This is a genomic window from Pleurocapsa minor HA4230-MV1 (assembly GCA_019359095.1).
GTDB classification, from domain to species: domain Bacteria; phylum Cyanobacteriota; class Cyanobacteriia; order Cyanobacteriales; family Xenococcaceae; genus Waterburya; species Waterburya minor.
Genome location: JAHHHZ010000025.1, coordinates 211,367 through 231,228 on the forward strand (window position 1 = coordinate 211,367; position 19,862 = coordinate 231,228).

General features: G+C 41.6%; 16 protein-coding genes. 8 read left to right on the forward strand and 8 right to left on the reverse strand.

Features of this window, described 5'->3' with window-relative positions; translation table 11 throughout:
• Window positions 1-8 precede the first annotated feature (8 nt).
• The 6 genes from KME09_17645 to KME09_17670 all read right to left on the reverse strand — a co-directional run bounded on the left by KME09_17645 (window position 9) and on the right by KME09_17670 (window position 6,123).
• On the reverse strand, window positions 9-740 hold the full coding sequence (locus KME09_17645; protein ID MBW4535765.1) for a Crp/Fnr family transcriptional regulator: 732 nt from the start codon (window positions 738-740) through the stop codon (window positions 9-11).
• Window positions 741-757: 17 nt separating this feature from the next.
• Window positions 758-1,141, reverse strand: coding sequence for a response regulator (locus tag KME09_17650; protein ID MBW4535766.1), 384 nt, complete (start codon window positions 1,139-1,141; stop codon window positions 758-760).
• Window positions 1,142-1,289: 148 nt separating this feature from the next.
• A complete protein-coding gene (locus tag KME09_17655; GenBank protein ID MBW4535767.1) occupies window positions 1,290-1,649 on the reverse strand; it encodes a four helix bundle protein in 360 nt (119 codons plus the stop codon).
• Window positions 1,650-1,780: 131 nt separating this feature from the next.
• Window positions 1,781-3,601 carry a hypothetical protein gene (locus KME09_17660; GenBank protein ID MBW4535768.1) on the reverse strand — a complete coding sequence of 607 codons (1,821 nt, stop codon included), beginning with the start codon at window positions 3,599-3,601 and terminating at the stop codon, window positions 1,781-1,783.
• 471 nt (window positions 3,602-4,072) lie between these two features.
• Window positions 4,073-5,056, reverse strand: a complete 984-nt coding sequence (locus KME09_17665) for a vitamin K epoxide reductase family protein (GenBank protein MBW4535769.1) — start codon at window positions 5,054-5,056, stop codon at window positions 4,073-4,075.
• 215 nt (window positions 5,057-5,271) lie between these two features.
• Window positions 5,272-6,123 (reverse strand): BtpA/SgcQ family protein, encoded by an 852-nt coding sequence (locus tag KME09_17670; GenBank protein MBW4535770.1) that lies wholly within the window; start codon window positions 6,121-6,123, stop codon window positions 5,272-5,274.
• A 512-nt stretch (window positions 6,124-6,635) separates the two neighbouring features.
• Here KME09_17670 and rimO point away from each other — a divergent pair.
• The 7 genes from rimO (at window position 6,636) to KME09_17705 (ending at window position 16,663) form a co-directional block, all read left to right on the forward strand.
• A complete protein-coding gene (gene rimO, locus KME09_17675) occupies window positions 6,636-7,970 on the forward strand; it encodes a 30S ribosomal protein S12 methylthiotransferase RimO (protein ID MBW4535771.1) in 1,335 nt (444 codons plus the stop codon).
• A gap of 166 nt (window positions 7,971-8,136) precedes the next feature.
• A complete protein-coding gene (locus KME09_17680) occupies window positions 8,137-9,606 on the forward strand; it encodes a DEAD/DEAH box helicase (GenBank protein ID MBW4535772.1) in 1,470 nt (489 codons plus the stop codon).
• A gap of 145 nt (window positions 9,607-9,751) precedes the next feature.
• Window positions 9,752-10,861: a threonine synthase gene (locus KME09_17685; GenBank protein ID MBW4535773.1), complete on the forward strand. Its 1,110-nt coding sequence runs from the start codon at window positions 9,752-9,754 to the stop codon at window positions 10,859-10,861.
• A 364-nt stretch (window positions 10,862-11,225) separates the two neighbouring features.
• A complete protein-coding gene (gene trmFO, locus KME09_17690; protein ID MBW4535774.1) occupies window positions 11,226-12,590 on the forward strand; it encodes an FADH(2)-oxidizing methylenetetrahydrofolate--tRNA-(uracil(54)-C(5))-methyltransferase TrmFO in 1,365 nt (454 codons plus the stop codon).
• Window positions 12,591-12,627: 37 nt separating this feature from the next.
• Entirely contained in the window at window positions 12,628-12,864 is a 237-nt protein-coding gene (locus tag KME09_17695; protein ID MBW4535775.1) for a hypothetical protein, read from the forward strand.
• A 281-nt stretch (window positions 12,865-13,145) separates the two neighbouring features.
• Window positions 13,146-15,398 (forward strand): serine/threonine phosphatase, encoded by a 2,253-nt coding sequence (locus KME09_17700; GenBank protein ID MBW4535776.1) that lies wholly within the window; start codon window positions 13,146-13,148, stop codon window positions 15,396-15,398.
• 32 nt (window positions 15,399-15,430) lie between these two features.
• Window positions 15,431-16,663, forward strand: a complete 1,233-nt coding sequence (locus KME09_17705; protein MBW4535777.1) for a protein kinase — start codon at window positions 15,431-15,433, stop codon at window positions 16,661-16,663.
• Between the two features lie 41 nt (window positions 16,664-16,704).
• Here KME09_17705 and KME09_17710 read toward each other — a convergent pair whose 3' ends face one another.
• Window positions 16,705-16,923: a DUF4327 family protein gene (locus KME09_17710; GenBank protein MBW4535778.1), complete on the reverse strand. Its 219-nt coding sequence runs from the start codon at window positions 16,921-16,923 to the stop codon at window positions 16,705-16,707.
• A 241-nt stretch (window positions 16,924-17,164) separates the two neighbouring features.
• On the opposite strand from KME09_17710, the gene KME09_17715 reads away from it, so the two are divergent.
• On the forward strand, window positions 17,165-18,739 hold the full coding sequence (locus KME09_17715) for a S8 family serine peptidase (protein ID MBW4535779.1): 1,575 nt from the start codon (window positions 17,165-17,167) through the stop codon (window positions 18,737-18,739).
• A gap of 202 nt (window positions 18,740-18,941) precedes the next feature.
• Here the strand turns inward: KME09_17715 and KME09_17720 are convergent, their stop codons facing one another.
• Window positions 18,942-19,844: a DMT family transporter gene (locus tag KME09_17720; protein ID MBW4535780.1), complete on the reverse strand. Its 903-nt coding sequence runs from the start codon at window positions 19,842-19,844 to the stop codon at window positions 18,942-18,944.
• Window positions 19,845-19,862 lie beyond the last annotated feature (18 nt).

Here is a 19,862-nt window from a genome sequence, read left to right on the forward strand (position 1 = left end):
ATCTGCGATTATTGGCGATAAAAATTATTGTGGAAAATCTGATAACATTCACAGGAAGTCTCCTCTAAAGCTGGCCGATTTAGAATATGAATTTTGCCTCGGGCATAACTAATTAATCCCGCTCCTTGAAGTGTACTGGCGGCGATGGTTACTCCTGAACGACGGCATCCCAGCATCTGACCAATAAATTCCTGAGTCAGAGGCAGCTCTTCAAATTGGGTTAAATCCTGAACTGTCAGCAGCCAACGAGCTAAACGCTCTTCAATTGTATGATGACGGTTGCAAACTGCTAGTTGAGCAACTTCGTTTAGTCTGGTTTGAGCGTATTCCAATAATATTTTTTGCAACTTTCCTCCTCGGTCAAACTCCTGTTTTAAAACCAAAGCCGAAATTTTAAGAGCGCTGCCAACTAATTGAACAATTGCCCGTTGACTACTGTAGCCATTTCCCAAAATAACTGGAAGACCAACCATTCCCGTACCGCCAACGATCCCAATTTCCGTAGTTGTACCAGTACTTAAAGTGTTAACCAAAGAGATTAACGCAGATTTGGGAAAGTAAACGGTTTCGATCTTTTCTGAAGCTTCGTAAAAAACAGTTCCCACAGGAAGAGATATAGAAATTAAGTGAGGCTCTAGGCGACTATATTCCTCTTCTGGCAAAGCTTTTAAAAGACGATTTGCCGAGCGGGATTGATCATAAGTCAACGGAAAACCTCCATAATTTTCATAATTTTTCATCACCTTAAACGTAATGATTAACTAGACTCCCATTCACAAATTTTTGCTATTTGCGAATCTAGATTAACAACATCAAAAGGCTTAGTAATTACTCCTTCAGCTAAAGTTTTTTCTAACTCACAAAGCATCTTTTCTTGAGTAAAAGCTGTCATGAAAATGATGGGGATTGTACAGGTGAATAAATTAGACTTTAAGACTTCATAAACAGTCAGTCCATCTAAGCCAGGCATGAGCAAATCTAAAAGAATTACATCTGGTCTTTCAAGTTCTGCTTTAGTAATACCTTCTATTCCATCGATCGCAGTTGAAATTGACCAGTCTTGATTCATCTCCAGAGCAAGCTTAACTAGTATTCTGTTATCTTCGTTGTCGTCAATAATTAACAACTGTTTGCTAGTCATTTCAATACAAGCTTTTAGTAATATTTCAATTGTGATTAAGTTTTTTGACCGTCTCTGTACGGTTATCGACATAAGTGAAATTACTTAAATTTTATCGCATTTTTAAAGGGATTGATGATGCTAGCTTTTAGCTTTTAGCTTTTAGCTCTTAGCTCTTAGCTCTTAGCTTTTGATTTAAAGCATTTATCATCCTAGAAATTTCATTGATCTTGTCTGTTAATAATTGAGATTTATTATGATCTAAATAACCTAAATCTCTAGCAATTAATATTTGACATTTGACCTCATAAGCGCTACCTTGAGCTATATCTAAAAAACGACTAAATTCTTTATCCCCATTACGCCCGCATCCTTCGCTAATGTTTGATTCAATTGACACAGATGCTCGTCTAATTTGATTAGTTAGACCAAATTTTTCTTCTGTCGGAAAGTCTTGAGTTATCTTGTATAAGTTGACAGTGAAGTTATGTGCTTTTTGCCAAACTTTTAACTGGGTGAAATCTTGGATTTAGATGCGTAGTTGAGGACACGTTTGAGTGGGTCTCCCGCCCAGCTCGTGATATACGTACTGTTAAAATATTGTAATATAAAAGCTAAAAGCCAATAGCTAACAGCTAATAGCTAAAAAAGTTGTCAAAGTTAGATTGAAAACGGCAAGAACAAACCAACGCCAACACCAAGACTATTATCTTCTCTGACTCTTAACTGATGCCAAGTAGAAGAACCCACGCGATTAGTTAGATATAGTTCTAAATAAGGATTGCTATTGTCTGTTGTCGGTTGTTTACCTACCAAAAATGATGGCTGCCAGCGAACTCCTGTTGTCCAAGGAATTTTATCGGCTAATCGTCCATCATTAAAGCTATTCCCTTCACCAACTAAATTAGCCCCAACTTCTGCGGTTAAGCTTACTTCTGGCGTGATAGCGATCGCTCCACCTAAATTAAAACCACCAATTTCTAATCCTTGTCGTTGGGCGTAACCCAAAATCGGGGTGAACCAAACTGCTGCGTTGGCATTGATTTTGTAATGGATGGGCAAGCTAGCAGTTAAAATTAAGAGTTTTCCGTTGCTGCCATCATCTCCCCCAGGAGTAAAAATCGGCACTGTCTTATCTAAATTGCGATCGGCAAAAGCATCTGCATCATTATTGACAAAATTAATAAAGGGTTCGTTGGTTAAACTTACAGTACCAGCAGCACTGAGAGTTATGGGGGAATTTTCCTGCTGATTGAGCAACCTCACTTTAGCGCCGATCCCCTGTTCCGACTCATCCACTTCCCCAGACACATAATCGAGAAAAATTACCCCCTCAAAATCCCTGAGCAAACCGTAACGCACTGCGGTTAATATCCCTTGACTACCTGCTTGTAAGTTCAAAGCTAATTTTCTACTAGGCAGAGTTCCCCCATCAAAAAAAGCTACCCCGTCAGTAGTAAATTCTGGTTTATTTTTTGGATTAGCTAGCTCACTGTACCTACGATTAGCAGGCAAAGCATCGGGCATAAATCTCACATTAGCGCCCACGCCTAAAAAATCGCGATCGCCAGTTAAAGATAACGGCGCAAAACTAGCAAAAGTATTAGTAGCATAAAGATCTAAAGCTAATTGAGGATTAGCCAGATAACGTAAGCCCGCATTATAAGCGATCGCCCGATCTGGTTCACCAGAATTACGATTAATACTATTGTTTCCCGTCAGAGGTAAAAAGACATCACTGACTAAGGAGAGTTGGGAGCTAACTTGATAAGTAACACCAGCACCCAAGCCCACAACAGTTCCGAAGCTACTATCTTCATCATTAGGCAGACGACGAAAAAAAACGGCACTCTCATCTTTAAAGAATGCCACAGTAGGGGTAAAACTAAATTGCCAGCGATCGCCCACATCAGCAGTGAAGGGAACAGCCAGAGAGACAAATACATCTCGGTTATTAATTTCTGTCATCGTTCCAGCTTGGGTGAACATAAAGCCCCTAGTACCCCAAGAAGCTGCCACTACTCCACTCAATGAGCGATTACCCGACTGATTTTGCCAAATACGCTGTTTAAGCTCTAATGCTGCCTCATTATCTTCCGTGCGCTCAGACGTAAATTCCCCCTGTTTGACTGGTGAGCTACTGTCTACATGTTGAAACTGGAGGCTTAACTGTAGTTCATCGCTAATTCCCCAGGTAAAGCCTGTATTAAAGTTGACGGCACTATCACTATCATCAACTGCTCCGCGAACTAGATCGGGAAAAAAGAAGCTACGAGTATCAAGGTTAATTATTACTTCGCCCTGACTTAAATGACTTGCTGTTGGTTGAGATAGGAGAAGTTCACCTAAAGGAGTTAAGCTAATTTCTGCTTGTTCCAACTCCGATTGAGTAATCTTTTCCTGTGGCAAAGCTAGAAGAGGATTTTCGCCCAAAATTAGCACAACAATTAAACCAAATAGCCTCACCAACAGTTTATTCATGCGATCGCCTTTTACTCCCTACCTCAACCAAAATTGATTAGTCTTGACTGAGAATTACACCAAAGTTTGTATTCTATCAGCTAGAGGTAAAAGGCTTTGTCCTAGCTAATAGCCATTGGCGACAAGTTAAGAGACTACGTTGTTTGTCAATTGGTTTTTAGCTATTAGCTGTTAGCTGTTAGCTTTTGAGATATTTTTGAGAACTTTAGTTACCTTGAAGCGATACCTATATGCTCTAAAGGACTAGCTTCGCGTCGCGTAGCGGTATACCATTTGCGAAGCTTATCCTTTAGGACAAGGGTACAATGTGCTAAAGCACTAGCTCCGCCCATATTTGGTGTTGAGTAAAATAAAAAATAATATCTGTAGTAGTTGAGCAAGACTACTTTTTTTTACTTGTCATCAATGGGCTTTGCCCTAGCTAAAAGCTAATAGCTAATAGCTAATAGCTTTTTTGAGTAAAAAGATTCTTTAAAGCTTGTACTTAAAGTCTTTATTACCCTGATAATTAGACATTTCGGCTAACTCTTCGGGAGTTTTGATTCCTGGATAAAACTTACCGTCAATTTCCCAGGTAGGAAATGATTGAATTTTTGCTGCTCGACAAACATCTGGTTGCGGATTTTTACCTTCAGGAGCGCACTCAATATAGTTAATCTCGTCAAATGCTTCTTCACCAAATAATTGCTTCTGTTCAAAGCAGTGGGGACACCAATAAGCACCATACTTTTTAGCGCCTGTAGCTGTTAAATGTTTGGCTAATTCAATTTCCGCTTCTCCAGAAACTGAAGTGACTTTCCAACCATAGGGCGCAGTGTAGTTTCCTGTCGGCTCAGTAATGGCAATTTTACCGTCTCTAGGATCGACTACCTCATCAGCGATCGCATTGTTATTAATTCCTGAATAGATGCCTAGCGTCACGACAATCGTTAACAAGCCGACAATTGTTCCTGTAAACAAGATTTGACCCAAATCTTCCCAATCGCGACCAGTAAGGGTCAAAATCAAGAGGCTGAGAGCAAACATCGCCGAGGCAATACAGTAGGGACAAACAGTTTTTAATTCCGTTGCCAAAATATACATCAAGTAGCCACTAAATACCGCCATCGCGATACTCCCCGCCAACAATAGCCACCAAGTAGCATTTTCCACCTGCTGCTTGAGTTTCTTTTGCGTGTCTGAATTAATAGCTAGAGGAATTAAGGCAAAAGCAGCCATGCTGATATAAGCTAGACAGCCAAATAGACTTAGAGGTAAACCAAACACCGTTGCATAGTCACTGTCTAAAACTCCTCCACAGCCAGCACCAGCAGATTCAGCCGAGCAAACTGGCCCTCCTCCAGTAAGTTTAGCAATAGTAAGATAAGCAGTGAGGATTGCTCCTGCGATCGCGATCGCACCAATAATTGGTCTTGACCAACGATAAATCCAAGGTAGAGAACGACGACGGCGCATAATTTAAAAATTAATTAGTAGTTTTTGACAGGAAGATTTTAAGTACTCAATTATCCTCAACCCATAAGAACATTTTTGCAAAACATTACTTAATCAAAAGCTGAGTAGTTACTGTAGTCAGTTAAAATCCTCTCAGTTATATGGCATTTTTTCAGATTATAGCTTGAGTCAAATTTGCCTCTAATTTTGCTTTGAATTTTTGCCTTAAATTTTTGCTAACGCCACTGCTTAACCGAAGCATTCGATTCTGAATGCAATTTGGTCTTGGGGGGAGTCGATCTAGCTGCTTCGACAAACTGAGATACTCTAATCGGATCGATCGTCTCGCTAATCTTGCCCTGGCGCTTGAGGGAGCTAGAGACAATTACCCCATCGGCTGCCTGCATTAACTGCGAGATATTTGTCCAGTCTGCACCACTGCCAATAAATACAGGGGTATCTCCTGCTGCTGCGGAGGCTAATTCCAAATCTTCTTGGGTTGGTGGACTACCCGTTGCCCATCCCGATAAAATCACCCCATCTGCCAAACCTCGTTCAATCGTATCTTTAACAGCGGTAGTTAAATTTGGTGTTCCCAAAGGACGCGCATGTTTAACCAGAACATCTGCCAAAATTGCGACTTCTGAGCCTAATTCACGACGATATCTGAGTATTTCATAAGCTTTGCCTTCAATTAACCCTTGATCTGTTGCCATTACTCCCGTTAAAACATTAACTCGAATAAACTGAACCTGAGTACAGGTAGCGATCGCCATGGCGCTACGAGCATCATTACGCAAAACATTGATCCCAATGGGTAACATGACCATCCCCTTAAGGCGATCGACAATTAAGGTCATGGCGCTAACCACAGCGGGATCCACACAATCCTTGGCAAAAGGAGCATCAAAAAAGTTTTCGATGATAATTCCGTCTACCCCTCCTGCTGCTAAAGCTGTAGCTTCTTGTTCGGCTCTGGCAATTACCTCATGTAGTTTGCCTTGCCAACGGGGGGAGGTAGGTAGGGGAGCTAAATGAACCACACCAATTACTGGATTATCTACTTGAAAAATATGTTTTAATTCCACTTTAATTCCGTCACGCCTGCTTGCTCCTCTTCAAAATTAACTATTATCTCAGACAAAGCTAGGTACTGTACATACTCAAATTGACATTAAACTCAAAACGTTTTGTCGATTTCAATCAGTATTTTCTCAAGTTTTGTTCCCAGGGTCGAATTTATCTGTTAATATATTTTAACGAAAAGGTTATTTACGTATCCTGATTAGATATGTATAGTCTCAAGTTCAGAACCCGTCAGAGGCGGTGTCTTGAATCCAAAATAGTTTTGCGGCAGATGAACTGTCTGGTTAGCTAATGCTCCACCGCGAAACTAGGAAGCAAAAGCCAACAGTTTGGTCTAAAACTAAGCCCAATCTATCTTTAATATAGCTCTCAAGAGCCATCGGGTTAACGCTTCAACCAAGATATTAAGTCTGACCAGTGGTCGAGAGAAACCTTGTCAAATGGCTTTGCCATTTAGACCAAAATGTAAACTTACACCAACTTTGAGATAGGTCTCGAAAATTTAGGATAAAGAATGGCAAACAAGCCAACCATAGCTATATCCCACTTGGGATGTGAAAAGAACCGTATAGATTCAGAGCATATGCTGGGCTTGCTAGCTCAAGCAGGCTATCAAGTAGACTCCAACGAAGAGCTAGCCGATTATGTAATTGTCAATACCTGTAGCTTTATTCAGGCTGCGCGGGAAGAATCAGTTCGTACTTTAGTTGAATTAGCCGAAGCCGACAAAAAAATAGTCATTACTGGCTGTATGGCGCAGCACTTTCAGGGGGAACTTTTAGCCGAGTTACCAGAAGCTGTAGCCGTCGTGGGCAGTGGAGATTACCACAAAATTGTGGATGTTATTGAGCGCACCCAAACAGGAGAAAGGGTTGAGGAAGTGACCCCTGAACCCGTGTATATTGCTGACGAAACTGTTCCGCGCTACCGCACTACTACAGAGGGAGTAGCATATTTGAGAGTCGCCGAAGGCTGTGACTACCGCTGTGCCTTCTGTATTATTCCTCATCTAAGGGGTAATCAGCGATCGCGATCGATTGAATCCATCGTTGCCGAAGCAAAATCTTTGGCAAGTCAAGGAGTACAAGAAATTGTCTTAATTTCTCAGATCACCACCAACTATGGTGTGGATCTTTATGGCAAGCCGATGTTAGCCGAGTTGCTTAAGGAGTTAGGCAAGGTTGATGTAGCTTGGGTCAGGATTCACTACGCTTATCCTACGGGACTCACCCCCGAAGTATTAGCTGCCATTAGAGAGACACCTAATGTTTTGCCCTATCTCGATCTCCCTCTACAGCATTCTCATCCTGAGATTTTGCGGGCGATGAACCGACCTTGGCAGGGAAGAGTGAATGATGGCATTATTGAGCGAATTAAGGCAGAACTTCCAGGAGCAGTGCTACGTACCACCTTTATTGTTGGGTTTCCTGGAGAATCAGAGGCTCATTTTCAACATTTAGTAGATTTTGTCGAACGCCATCAGTTTGACCACGTTGGAGTGTTTACCTTCTCCCCTGAAGAGGAGACTCCCGCCTACAACATGGCAGATCAAGTAGCGCCTGAAATTGCAGCTCAACGTCGAGACATTCTGATGGAGACACAGCAACCTATTGCTGCTGCTAAAAACAGTTCTTGTGTCGGTCAACGAGTAGATGTTTTGCTAGAGCAAGAACACCCTGAGACAGGACAGCTAGTAGGTCGCTCCGCACGCTTCGCGCCAGAAGTAGACGGCTTAGTGTACGTGCGTGGTTCAGCTTCTCTCGGTTCTATAGTTTCAGTAGATATTACCGCTGCTGATGTCTATGACCTCTACGGAGAAATAGCAGTTGCAGCTTACACAGCTTCCTAATTGCTATTGATGAGAGTCTACTGCCTTATGCCTCCAATTGTATTAAGGTAGATTATTTTCCAGCAGAGCAAGAAACAGTAAGTCGATTGTATGATGATCTGATTTCTGGATCATGCCTCGACTTTTTACCAACCATTAAACCATTAAAGTAGAAATACCAAGACTTATGACGACGACTTTTAAAGATTTAGGATTATCCACTAGCACTTTATTACAACTAGAAGAGTTGGGTTTTACCGATCCAACACAAATTCAACAAGATGCAGTACCCGCTTTACTTCAAGGTAAAGATATTGTCGGTCAATCCCAGACAGGGACAGGTAAAACCGCAGCCTTTGCTCTACCTGCTCTTGAACTTGTTGATGCTGATAACAGAGCTGTACAGGCGTTGATTTTAACCCCTACCAGAGAATTAGCGCAGCAGGTTGGAGAAGCCATTAACGATTTCTCTTCAAAAGAAAGAAGAGTTTTTTCGCTGACGGTTTATGGTGGTCAATCGATCGAAAGACAGATTAGTAGATTGCGTCGCGGAGTCCAGATCGTTGTTGGTACTCCTGGGCGAGTAATTGACTTGCTAGAACGTCGCGAACTAGTTTTAGATCAGCTCAAGCTGGCAATTCTGGATGAAGCAGATGAAATGTTAAGCATGGGTTTTATTGATGATATCAAGAAAATTTTGCGTCGAACTCCCGATTCCAGACAAACTGCCTGTTTATCGGCTACCATGCCTCGTGAAATTAAAGATCTAATCAACAACTTTTTGACTGACCCAGTTTATATTACGGTTAAACAACAAGAAGCTGCTCCCACGCGGATCGATCAGCGCGTATATTTAGTACCCCGTGGCTGGCAGAAAATTAAGGCATTGCAGCCCATTTTAGAAATTGAAGAACCAGATTCGGCAATTATCTTTGTGCGCACCAAGCGGACTGCTAGTGAACTAACTAGTAAACTACAAGAAGCAGGTCACAGCGTTGATGAATATCATGGTAATTTAAGCCAAATTCAGCGAGAAAGACTAGTTAAGCGCTTCCGTGAGGGCAAGGTAAAAATGGTCGTAGCAACAGACATTGCTGCCAGAGGTTTGGATGTTCAGGATCTAACTCATGTGATCAACTACGATTTACCCGATAACACAGAAACTTATATTCACCGTATTGGTCGTACTGGTCGTGCAGGTAAAACAGGGACAGCTCTGGCTATTGCTCAAGCTGGGGATCGACGTGCCATCAAACAGATTGAACGTCGTATGCGAGCTACATTAGAAACCGTCCAGATTCCCAATCGGGCGCAGGTAGAAGCCAAGCGCATTGGTAAGCTCAATAGCAGAATTAAAGAAACCCTAGCAGGAGAAAGAATGGCATCCTTCCTACCTTTGGTTAGAGAACTGGGTAGTGAATATGATGCACAGGCGATCGCTGCTGCGGCTCTCCAAATGGTCTATGACCGCGATTGTCCTAACTGGATGAAAGGAGAGTGGGATGTTCCCGAAGATACTGATAGCTTCAGCAAGCCACTAATCAAGGGCAAGAAAAGTAGTCGTTCTGCGCATAAAACTAATTACAATAAATCTAAATCGATGCCAAGAACTAAGCCTCAAGGTAAGTTAAGATCGGGAGTGATTATCGAGCAGTAGATCTTGCTTAAGCTCTGAGCAGTTTTAAAGTGTGTTAAAGATCCAAAATTAGGGTATTTTAAAACTGCAAGCATCTTCTGCAATAATTGTTAAATAAGCTAAATAAGCCAGAAGCTCTTTCTAAACATTAACCAGCATAGCCCCCGTGACTCTGAGTATTCCAAGCAACTTGTCTTACCCCACTATCGCCAAGACGGCGAATAACTGGCAGGGTTTAATTGAAACCTATCGTTCCTATCTGCCCGTTAGCGCTGCTACTCCCGTAATTAGCTTATTGGAAGGTAATACACCTTTGATTCCCGTGCCAGCGATCGCCAATCGGCTTGGTCGTGGAGTCAAAGTGTATGCCAAGTATGACGGTCTCAATCCCACGGGGAGCTTTAAAGATCGGGGAATGACGATGGCGATTTCTAAAGCTAAGGAGGAAGGAGCTAAAGCAGTTATCTGTGCCAGTACAGGCAATACTTCCGCTGCTGCTGCTGCCTATGCTCGACGAGCAGGTATGAAGGCTTTCGTGATTATTCCTGATGGTTACGTGGCTTTGGGTAAACTAGCTCAGGCGCTACTATATGGGGCAGAGGTCATTGCCATCGACGGTAATTTTGATGATGCCCTAAATATCGTGCGCGAAATGGCCGAAAGATATCCTGTCACCTTGGTCAATTCAGTCAATCCTTATCGTCTTCAGGGACAAAAAACCGCAGCTTTTGAAGTAGTAGACGTGTTGGGGAATGCTCCAGACTGGCTTTGTATTCCTGTAGGCAACGCTGGTAATATCAGCGCTTACTGGATGGGTTTTTGTGAATATCGCACCGCGGGTAAATGTTCTAGTTTACCCAAAATGATGGGCTTCCAGGCTGCTGGCGCTGCTCCTTTCGTTTCTGGAACAAAAGTTGACAAGCCTGAAACTCTAGCTACGGCAATTAGAATTGGTAATCCTGCTAACTGGTCAAAAGCGATCGCCGTCCAAGAAGCTAGTGGAGGGGAGTTTAATTCCGTAACCGACGAAGAAATTTTAGCTGCCTATCGCATTTTGGCATCAGAAGAAGGAATATTTTGTGAACCTGCTAGTGCTGCATCCGTAGCTGGGTTACTGAAGGTCAAAGATCGTGTCCCTAATGATGCTACCGTGGTCTGTGTGCTGACGGGGAATGGTCTTAAAGATCCTAGTAGTGCAGTAGAACATAGTTTCAACGAACTTAAGCAAGGTATTCCTAACGATCTTGCCAAAGTAGCTGAAGTAATGGGCTTTTAAAAAATATAAAAAAATATAATCTTCCTCATCACCATTGCCAAGGGAAGAGAAAATTGAAAAAAACCGTGTATTAGTGGCTGCTAATACACGGTTTAATTTACGACTTAACCGATATTGCTAAAATCACAGTTCTATAATCAACGTTGCGATATCTTAGCAAGAAATTTAACGCGCTTATAAGATAGATCTACTATCTATTTTCGTCTTCCGTGAAAACACTGAGATAATTATTTTGATTTTTTACAGTGATGTGCCAACAACCAGTTGTTAAAGGATTATTGGTATATTCAGCAATAGTTTAATTTCTTTGTATGATTAACTCAATCGACTTTTCCAAGATTTTAGCTGAGCGGAATAAAGAGATATGAGTCAAAGTAAAGTAACCGTAATTGGAGGTGGTCTAGCAGGAACAGAAGCAGCCTGGCAGATTGCTCAAGCAGGGGTAGCAGTAACTCTTTACGAAATGCGCCCGATGAGAACCTCGCCTGCTCACCATACTGAAGAACTGGCAGAGTTAGTTTGTAGCAACTCTTTTGGGGCGAAAAATAGCGATCGCGCAGCAGGCTTACTCCATGAAGAATTACGCCGTTTGGGTTCTCAGGTAATTGCCATGGCGGATCGCCATGCTGTTCCCGCAGGAGGAGCATTAGCAGTAGATCGCGCCGTATTTAGCAGTGAATTAACTCGCGCTTTAGCCAGTCATCCCCTGGTGGAATTTAAGCGAACCGAGATTACCGAGATTCCCCAAGAGGGTATTGTGGTTCTAACTACAGGCCCTCTAACCAGTCCGAGCCTAGCCCAAAATCTCCAGCAATTTACAGGCATGGAGTATATGAGCTTTTTTGATGCTGCCAGTCCCATTATCGTCGGGGAGTCAATCGACAGAGAACGGGCTTTTTTGGCATCCCGCTATGACAAGGGAGAAGCAGCTTATCTTAACTGTCCGCTGAATAAGGAGCAGTATCTCCAGTTTCAACAAGAGCTATGCCAAGCAGAACAGGTAGAATTAAAAGATTTTGAACGAGAAAGCGCCAAGTTTTTTGAAGGCTGTTTGCCGATTGAAGAATTAGCTCAACGGGGGGAAGACACCATGCGCTATGGCCCTTTAAAACCTGTGGGGTTATTTGATGCTCGTTTAGGCGATTTTCGCGATCCCGACAACCGTGGTAAGCGTCCTTATGCAGTGGTGCAGCTGCGACAGGAAGACAAGGCGGGTCAACTGTGGAATATGGTAGGTTTCCAAACTAATTTACGTTGGTCAGAGCAAAAGCGAGTTTTCCGTCTGATCCCAGGGTTAGAGCAGGCAGAATTTGTGCGGATGGGAGTGATGCACCGCAACACCTTTATTAATTCACCCCAGCTACTAGAACCTACTTTACAGTTCAAACATCAGCAAAATGTTTTGGCAGCAGGACAGCTAGTGGGGACAGAAGGCTACACCGCAGCAGTGGCAGGGGGCTGGTTAGCAGGAACTAATGCAGCTCGCTTGGCGCTGGGACAACGACCTCTAGCGATGCCTGAAACCACTATGATGGGTGCATTGTTTGAGTTTATTAGCTCTGCCTCGCCTAAACATTTCCAGCCTATGCCACCTAACTTTGGGATTATTCCTCCCTTAGCCACTAAAGTCAAGAACAAGCAAGAAAGATATGGTCAGTATCGCGATCGCTCTTTAGCCGATCTGACTAAGTGGACAACAATCTTGTCCGAAGCCTTAGTTCTCAATTAGCAACAATCAAGATTAATTAGCATATTAAAACTAAACTATGAAAGAACAAATTGTCCTGTGGCTGAATCGTCTGCTGGTTGCCGATGTATTTATAGTTTTACTGGGCTTTATCTGGTTTGCGATCGCTGTAGCTGGTCGCTATCTCAATATACCGTTAGGGTTTGACCTGTGGTATCGCCTTTGGATACCCGTGTTTAATCCAGCGATCGGGATCCTGTTTTTGGGGGCATTCATCACTTGGGGAATTAATAAAATTTCTCGCAAGTTTGGCTAAAAATCATTCGTTGACCAATCTCCTTAAATTACCCTTGAATAATTGTTTTTAAACCTACCTCTGTGGCTATGATTTGGCAGACGGTGAGGGAAAAAATTGGTCTTCCAACAGAACATATTGCCAAAAAAAGACGATGAGCTAAGATTGCAGGTATGATCGCATTATTTTGATGATGTTGGTTTATTGTGTCTACTAAATTTAAATTTAAATTTATCTTAATTTTCAATATTTAAAAACTAGTCTGATGTAGGCAGCTCAACCATATTGAGAGAAAATACAAGATGCTTATATGTCCCCAGTGTGAATTTGAAAATCCTGAGTCCAACAGATTTTGTCAAAGTTGCGGTGTTTCTTTGACTCATAAAGTTTGTTGTCAATGTCAAGCAAGTATTCCTATTAAAGCCAAAATTTGCAATGCTTGCGGTGCTGCTAACCACACTGTTCTATGGGCAATAATCTCTCAAACAAAAACTTTGCAACTCGATGCTCAACCAGAATTAGCTCAGGCTGTTAGTGATATTAATCATCAATCAGCAGTAGAAATCGCTAGCTTGGCAGATTTATTTGCTCATAGCCAGTCAAAAGCTACTCCTGCCTTCCAAATTCAAACGGATACAGAACAGACCTACAATCGTTATGCGCTCAAAACCGAGCCAGATTTGGCAAGACGCTTGAGCTTGAGCAATACCCATAATTTTTCTCGTGCATTTATCCAGAGTCAGGTAATCGATCAATATCCCCTACAAAAATCTCATTTGGCAACCTTGCAAAAACAGCAAATGGATTTATTCACTGAATTAAGTCAAGACTTAAACGATTCTTATTTAGCGGTAACTGAATACTGGAATTTGATCGGCTTGCCTACTCACGCCCTACCATATCTAATTTTAGAAAAATATACGCCAACAATTCCCAAAATTTATGATGCTTGGCAACAACAAGATCAAGGAGTTGTTCTGTTACCAGATCGTTCTCAATGGCAATTAGTTACTGAACTATGGTCACAGCAGCAATTATCCCTAGCGCAAATTGTTTGGTTTTTGGATGAAATGACCAAGCTTTGGCAACCATTGCAGCGAATTAGCTGCGCTCAAAGTCTTTTAGTCCAGGAAAATTGGCGGCTAGATGAAGACCAAGCTTTTTGTCTCCAGCAATTATATATGGATGGGGATCAAACACTAACCTTAAAAGACTTAGCTCAAACTTGGCAGTTTTGTTTTGCCAAATCTCATCTAAATCAGATTGAACAGCTAAATTTGCTCCTCAACAAAATGATCGCAGGAGAAATTATCGAAGTTGAACAGTTGAGATTAGAACTGCATAATCTAGGTTTGGACGAGCCTGAAGTTGAATTCTTAGATAGCAATGAACCAGATCTAGCTAATACTACCCTTTTTGAACCTAAAATGACTGAATCAGAATCTGAGGCGATCGCACGACGAGAAGCACGAAAAGCGAAGCGTGAAAAGCCCCGTGAGCCATCGCGACGCGAAGCCGTTGCCATAAAGGGAATCCCTTCGGATCGGGCTATTGAGCAAGAAGCTAGTGCTAAAGCATACCCTAAAGGATCTACAGGCGCGTCCAGCTCCCCAGATCCTTTAGGGAAGCCAGTCGTCCTAAAAGACATCGCTTCTCAACCTGAAATTTTCTTTGAAGAAACTGACGATGATATGATGTACTCCAGTGAGTTTGAAGAACAGGCAACAGCCATGATTTCCATGCATCTCAAAGACCTTACTGATGCTTGCTGCACCAATATTGGAGTTCAAAGAAATCACAATGAAGATTTTTTTGGCATAAAAACTACGATTGAAAAGATCGAGAACAACACCGAAAAGAATTTAAGCGTTCGCGGTTTATATATAGTTTGTGACGGTATGGGAGGACACGCAGCAGGGGAAGTGGCTAGTGCGATGGCGGTTGAAAATCTGCAAAAATATTTTCAAACACATTGGCAATCAGAATTACCCACTCACGAGATCATTGAATCTGGAGTGCTGTTAGCTAATAAAGTTCTCTATCAGACCAACATTGAGAATTCCCGTTCTGGTAGTGGCAGGATGGGAACAACTTTGGTGATGGCATTATTACAGGATACTCAACTGGCGATCGCTCATGTCGGAGACAGTCGTATTTATCGTCTCAGTCGCAAACAGGGGTTGGAACAGTTGACCTTAGACCACGAAGTTGGTCAAAGAGAAATTAATCGAGGAGTAGAACCTGAGATAGCCTATGGTCGACCCGATGCCTATCAGTTAACCCAAGCATTAGGGCCTAGAGAGAATAACGGTATTCGACCTGAGATTAAATTTCTGGAAATTACGGAAGACTGCTTGATCTTACTTTGTTCCGATGGTATGTCTGATAATGATTTTATTGAGGAAAATTGGTCACAGCATCTAGAGCCTTTAATTAGTTCTCAAGCAAATCTACAAGATGGTTTATTTAAATTAGTAGATCTGGCCAACGAGCATAATGGTCATGATAATATTACCGCTATTCTGCTTAGAATTAAATTAAAGCCTGATTTCTAGCATTATGCTTTTCCTTATATTTTAATTTTCTTATGGTCATTTTTACGCTTTTAGAGCCACAGACAAATCAACCACTACAACAGTGGGAATTTTCTGAACAATCAATGATTCGGATTGGTCGTGCGCAAAATAACGACATTGTTCTGCATGGCTATTTTCAAGTTTCGCGACAGCATTTAGAATTGAACCTCATCGATCCCCAACAAGAAAAATGGCAGCTGATTAGTAGAGGAACAAACGGCACACTAATTAATAATAGTTTTGTGACTGAAGCCGTTGTCAATCATGATGACCTAATTAGGCTGGCAGAAAATGGGCCTGTATTTAAGTTTGAACTAAAATCTTATTTAGCGCCATCACAGCCTGAACTAGAACAAACCAACATTCTTAGTAGTCCAGAGGTTTGCGATCACCGAGATAATCCAGAGGGCAGTATTTTTTGTCGGCACTGTGGACAACCCGTCGTGGAAGATGAACACTTTGTTGGCTCATATCAAATTCTCCGAACTTTAGGCAGAGGAGGTATGGGAACTACTTATCTGGCTTGGGATCGCAATCGTACTGTGCAAAACGCACCGATGCTGTTAGTTCTCAAAGAAATGAACGCAGATATGGCTCGGATCGCTAAAGCCAGAGAATTATTTGAACGAGAAGCTCGTATTTTAAAGTCTTTAGAGCATCCTGGTATTCCTAAATATTATGATTTTTTTGTGGAAAATAATCGCAAGTATATTGTCATGGAGTTAATTCATGGTCATAATTTGGAACAGTTTGTCAACCAAAGAGGGGCAACAGACCCTAAAAGGACGATCTCTTGGATGATCCAAATTTGCGATATCTTGGAATATTTACATCATTTAGAGCCTCCTTTAGTCCATCGCGATATCAAGCCTGCTAACTTAATGCTGAGAAATCTAGATGGTCGTTTGATGTTGCTTGATTTTGGTGCAGTCAAAGAACTGGGTACTGCTTTAGAAACTCGCATTGGCGTGGAAGGCTATAGCGCTCCCGAACAATATCGAGGCAAACCCTGTCCTCAATCTGATATTTATGGCGTTGGTACGACAATTATTTTCTTGCTGACGGGGAAAGCACCTATGCAATACTATCGCTATCAAAGTAACAAATTTGAGTTTGATATTGAAAATATTCCCAATGTACCAGCTAATTTGGCTAAAATTCTCCAGATTGCTTGTCAACCAGAGCCAAGAGATCGCTATCAAACAGCCCAAGAGCTTGCCGAGGCTTTAGCTACCTGTCTTTAATCTCTTTGGGCTGCCTCTGAAAACTCCAAGATTTAACTCGATTAATCTTCATCCCAGTTTTCTACTAACAGTAATTCGCGGATCTGGTCTTGAGGAGAAAAATCAAAGTCTAATAATTCGTTTTTCCAATGCGACCAGTCATTGCCTAATAATAAGGCAATTTTACCAATTCGATCTTCTGGTTTAACAATTTTAGATTCTACTAAGGAAGACACCTTCCGTTGCAATTTCATCATGGGATGCGCAACTTGCTTCGTCATACGCTCAATCTTGCCTGCTATGATATGTTGATTAAATAATAAAAAGATTAAATCCGTCTGGCTCGACTCTTAATTGTCGTCAGCCTGAAGTTTACGGAAAAACCTCATATACTTCATAACTCAGGATAAACTATTTTGGCAAGAGATTGTCACAATTATTACGGTAATTACACCAAAAAGTCGTGAGATCCGATAAAGTCCTGAGATTCGACATCAATTGAGAACTAAATATGAGTAAATAATGAGTAAACAAATTGGGTTTTTGGTTTTTGCAGGTATATCTTTATTGATTGCTCCTGTTTTGGCTCTCAATAATTCGATCGACAAATCGGGAATTAATGCGCTACGACTACATCAGCCCCCCTATGATTTGCTGGGACGAAAAATTGGCATTGGTCAAGTAGAAGTAGGTCGTCCAGTTAAGCTAGGTAAAGATAAATCTACTAAACTCTTGGAAGTGATCTCTCCTAGAGCCGTTTTTTATCGTAATCAGCCCCCTGCTTCAGATCAAAATATTGACGATCATGCCAGTATGGTTGCACAGGTAATGATTGCTCAGGACAAGCAACTAAGGGGGGTTGCGCCCCAAGCTAAGTTATACTCTTCCGCAGTCGGAGCATTGGGCGATGCTGGACAATCCCAGGAGTGCCTGGCAAGTCAGCATGTAGCTCTACAGAATAGTGGTGATATTAGAGCAATCAATTTTAGTTTTGGCGAATCTTTAGAACCAGATGATGCTCCCTTAAATGGTAAGGCTCTATTAACATCTTGTATTGATTGGTCAGCACGAGAGCATAATGTTCTCTATGTAATTGCGGGAAATCAGGGTCGGGGAGGCATTCCCTTACCCACCGATAATTTTAACGGCATCACCACTGCCTACACCATGCTTAAAGATGGTCAATTTAGTAAGGTGGACTTTGCCAATCTTAGTGCTTTACCCGTCGGTATTGGTAGGAGCTTTATTAAAAAAGAAATTAATTTTGGTGAGAGGAGAGCTGTCAGCCTGCTAGCGCCTGGGGGGCAAATTTCGGTCTATAACCAAAAAGGAGAAATTGAAAAGGTTAACGGTACTAGCTTTGCTGCACCCCACATTACGGCAACTGTTGCTTTACTACAGGAATATGGCGATCGCCAGCTACGGTCTAAATTAGCCAACTGGAGTCTTGATTCTCGTCGTCATCAGGTAATGAAAGCAGTATTACTCAATTCTGCCGATAAGATTGCCGATCGCGGAGATGGTTTGCTATTGGGTATGGAACGTACGATTCAAGGGGAAAAGAATCAAACCTGGTTTGATGCCGATGCCTATGTAAACCCCCGCGTTCCTTTGGATATTCAAATGGGGACAGGACAAGTTAATGCCTGGAGAGCTTATCAGCAGTTTAGCGCGGGAGAACCCCCGTCAAAGCAGTCTGTTGCCCCATTGGGTTGGGACTATGGAACAGTGAAAGCAAATGAATATCAAGAATATGAGCTAAAACAACCTTTAGTGGCAGGAAGTCATGCTGCCATTACTTTGGTTTGGGATCGGCTGGTAATGCTCAATGATTTTAATCGCAATCAACAATATGATGCGGAAGAAACATTTCGCGATCGCGGTTTGAATAATTTGGATCTTTATCTTTTGCCTGTTGGGGAAGATAGCGACATGAGAAATATCTGCGCTTCTTCTAGTTTTGAAGATAGCATTGAACACATTTTTTGTCCGATCCCCACCACAGGACGTTATAAAATCCGCGTCTATTATCGTCACCAACTGAATGAACCTGTACAATCTTATGGTTTAGCCTGGTGGACAAAGAGTAATGATTGATTACTGATTACTGATTACTGATTACTGATCATACTAAATCCAATTCTCAAAAATAACTTTGTGGTAAGCAGTTTAATTTTGCTGAAACTCTATTACCCATTATTCAATGTTCGAGGGGGTTTTATTTGTTTATCTCTTTTTCCCTCTTGACAACTAGCTTTCAAGCTTAACTTGTCACCAATGGGTAATGGTAAGAGCAAATTCAATCTGTTGGTTGATTTACTAATGATACTCCTACAAGAACGCAACCACCGCCAACAAATAAAATAGGGGTGAATGATTCTTGTAAAAAGATAAACCCAAAAATAGCAGCAAATACGGGGACTAAATTAATAAAAATGCCAGCTTTGGCAGCACCCAATATTTTGATTCCTATGTAATACCAATTAAAAGCGATTACTGTGCCTAAAATTCCTAAATACATTAAACACAATCCAGTTAACCAATTAATGTTTGGTAAGTGATTTTGTTGTTCCCAAATTGCCAAAGGTAATAAAAACAGAGTTCCCAGCCAAATAGCATAACTAGTAGTAGTTACAACAGAAAGTTGTTGCATCGCTAATTTACCCACAAGTGAATAAACCACCCAGCTAACAACACAGCCTAAAATATATAATTCTCCCCTACCAATACCTTGAGCGATCGCAGTTTGCAGATCTCCTTTGGTAATTACTAAAACTGCTCCAGTTAAGGCAATAAATATACCAAGAAGTTTGAGATAGGATAACTTTTCTCGCCAAAATAAGCTTGAACCAAGAGCAATAGTTACAGGATTTAAAGCAATAATCAATCCTGCACGACTAGCAGCAATATCTTTTAAACCTAGAAAGAAAAAGGTGTTGTATGCTAAAACTCCACTTAATCCTAGTAAAGCTAATAAAAAGATCTGTCGATAATTGAGTCGCTCTAGTCTATTTTTTTGAACTATATTCAATAGCCATAAACACAGAGAAGCGATCGCAAAACGACCAAATGCTGCTACAAAAGGACTAAGGTTTTGAGCTACGATTTTTCCTGCGACAAATGTTCCACCCCAAACTACCATAGTCAAGATTAACTGGAGATAGATGATCGTCGATGGCTTGTCATTTAAATTTGAAGACATCGCTGCGTATTTTATCTA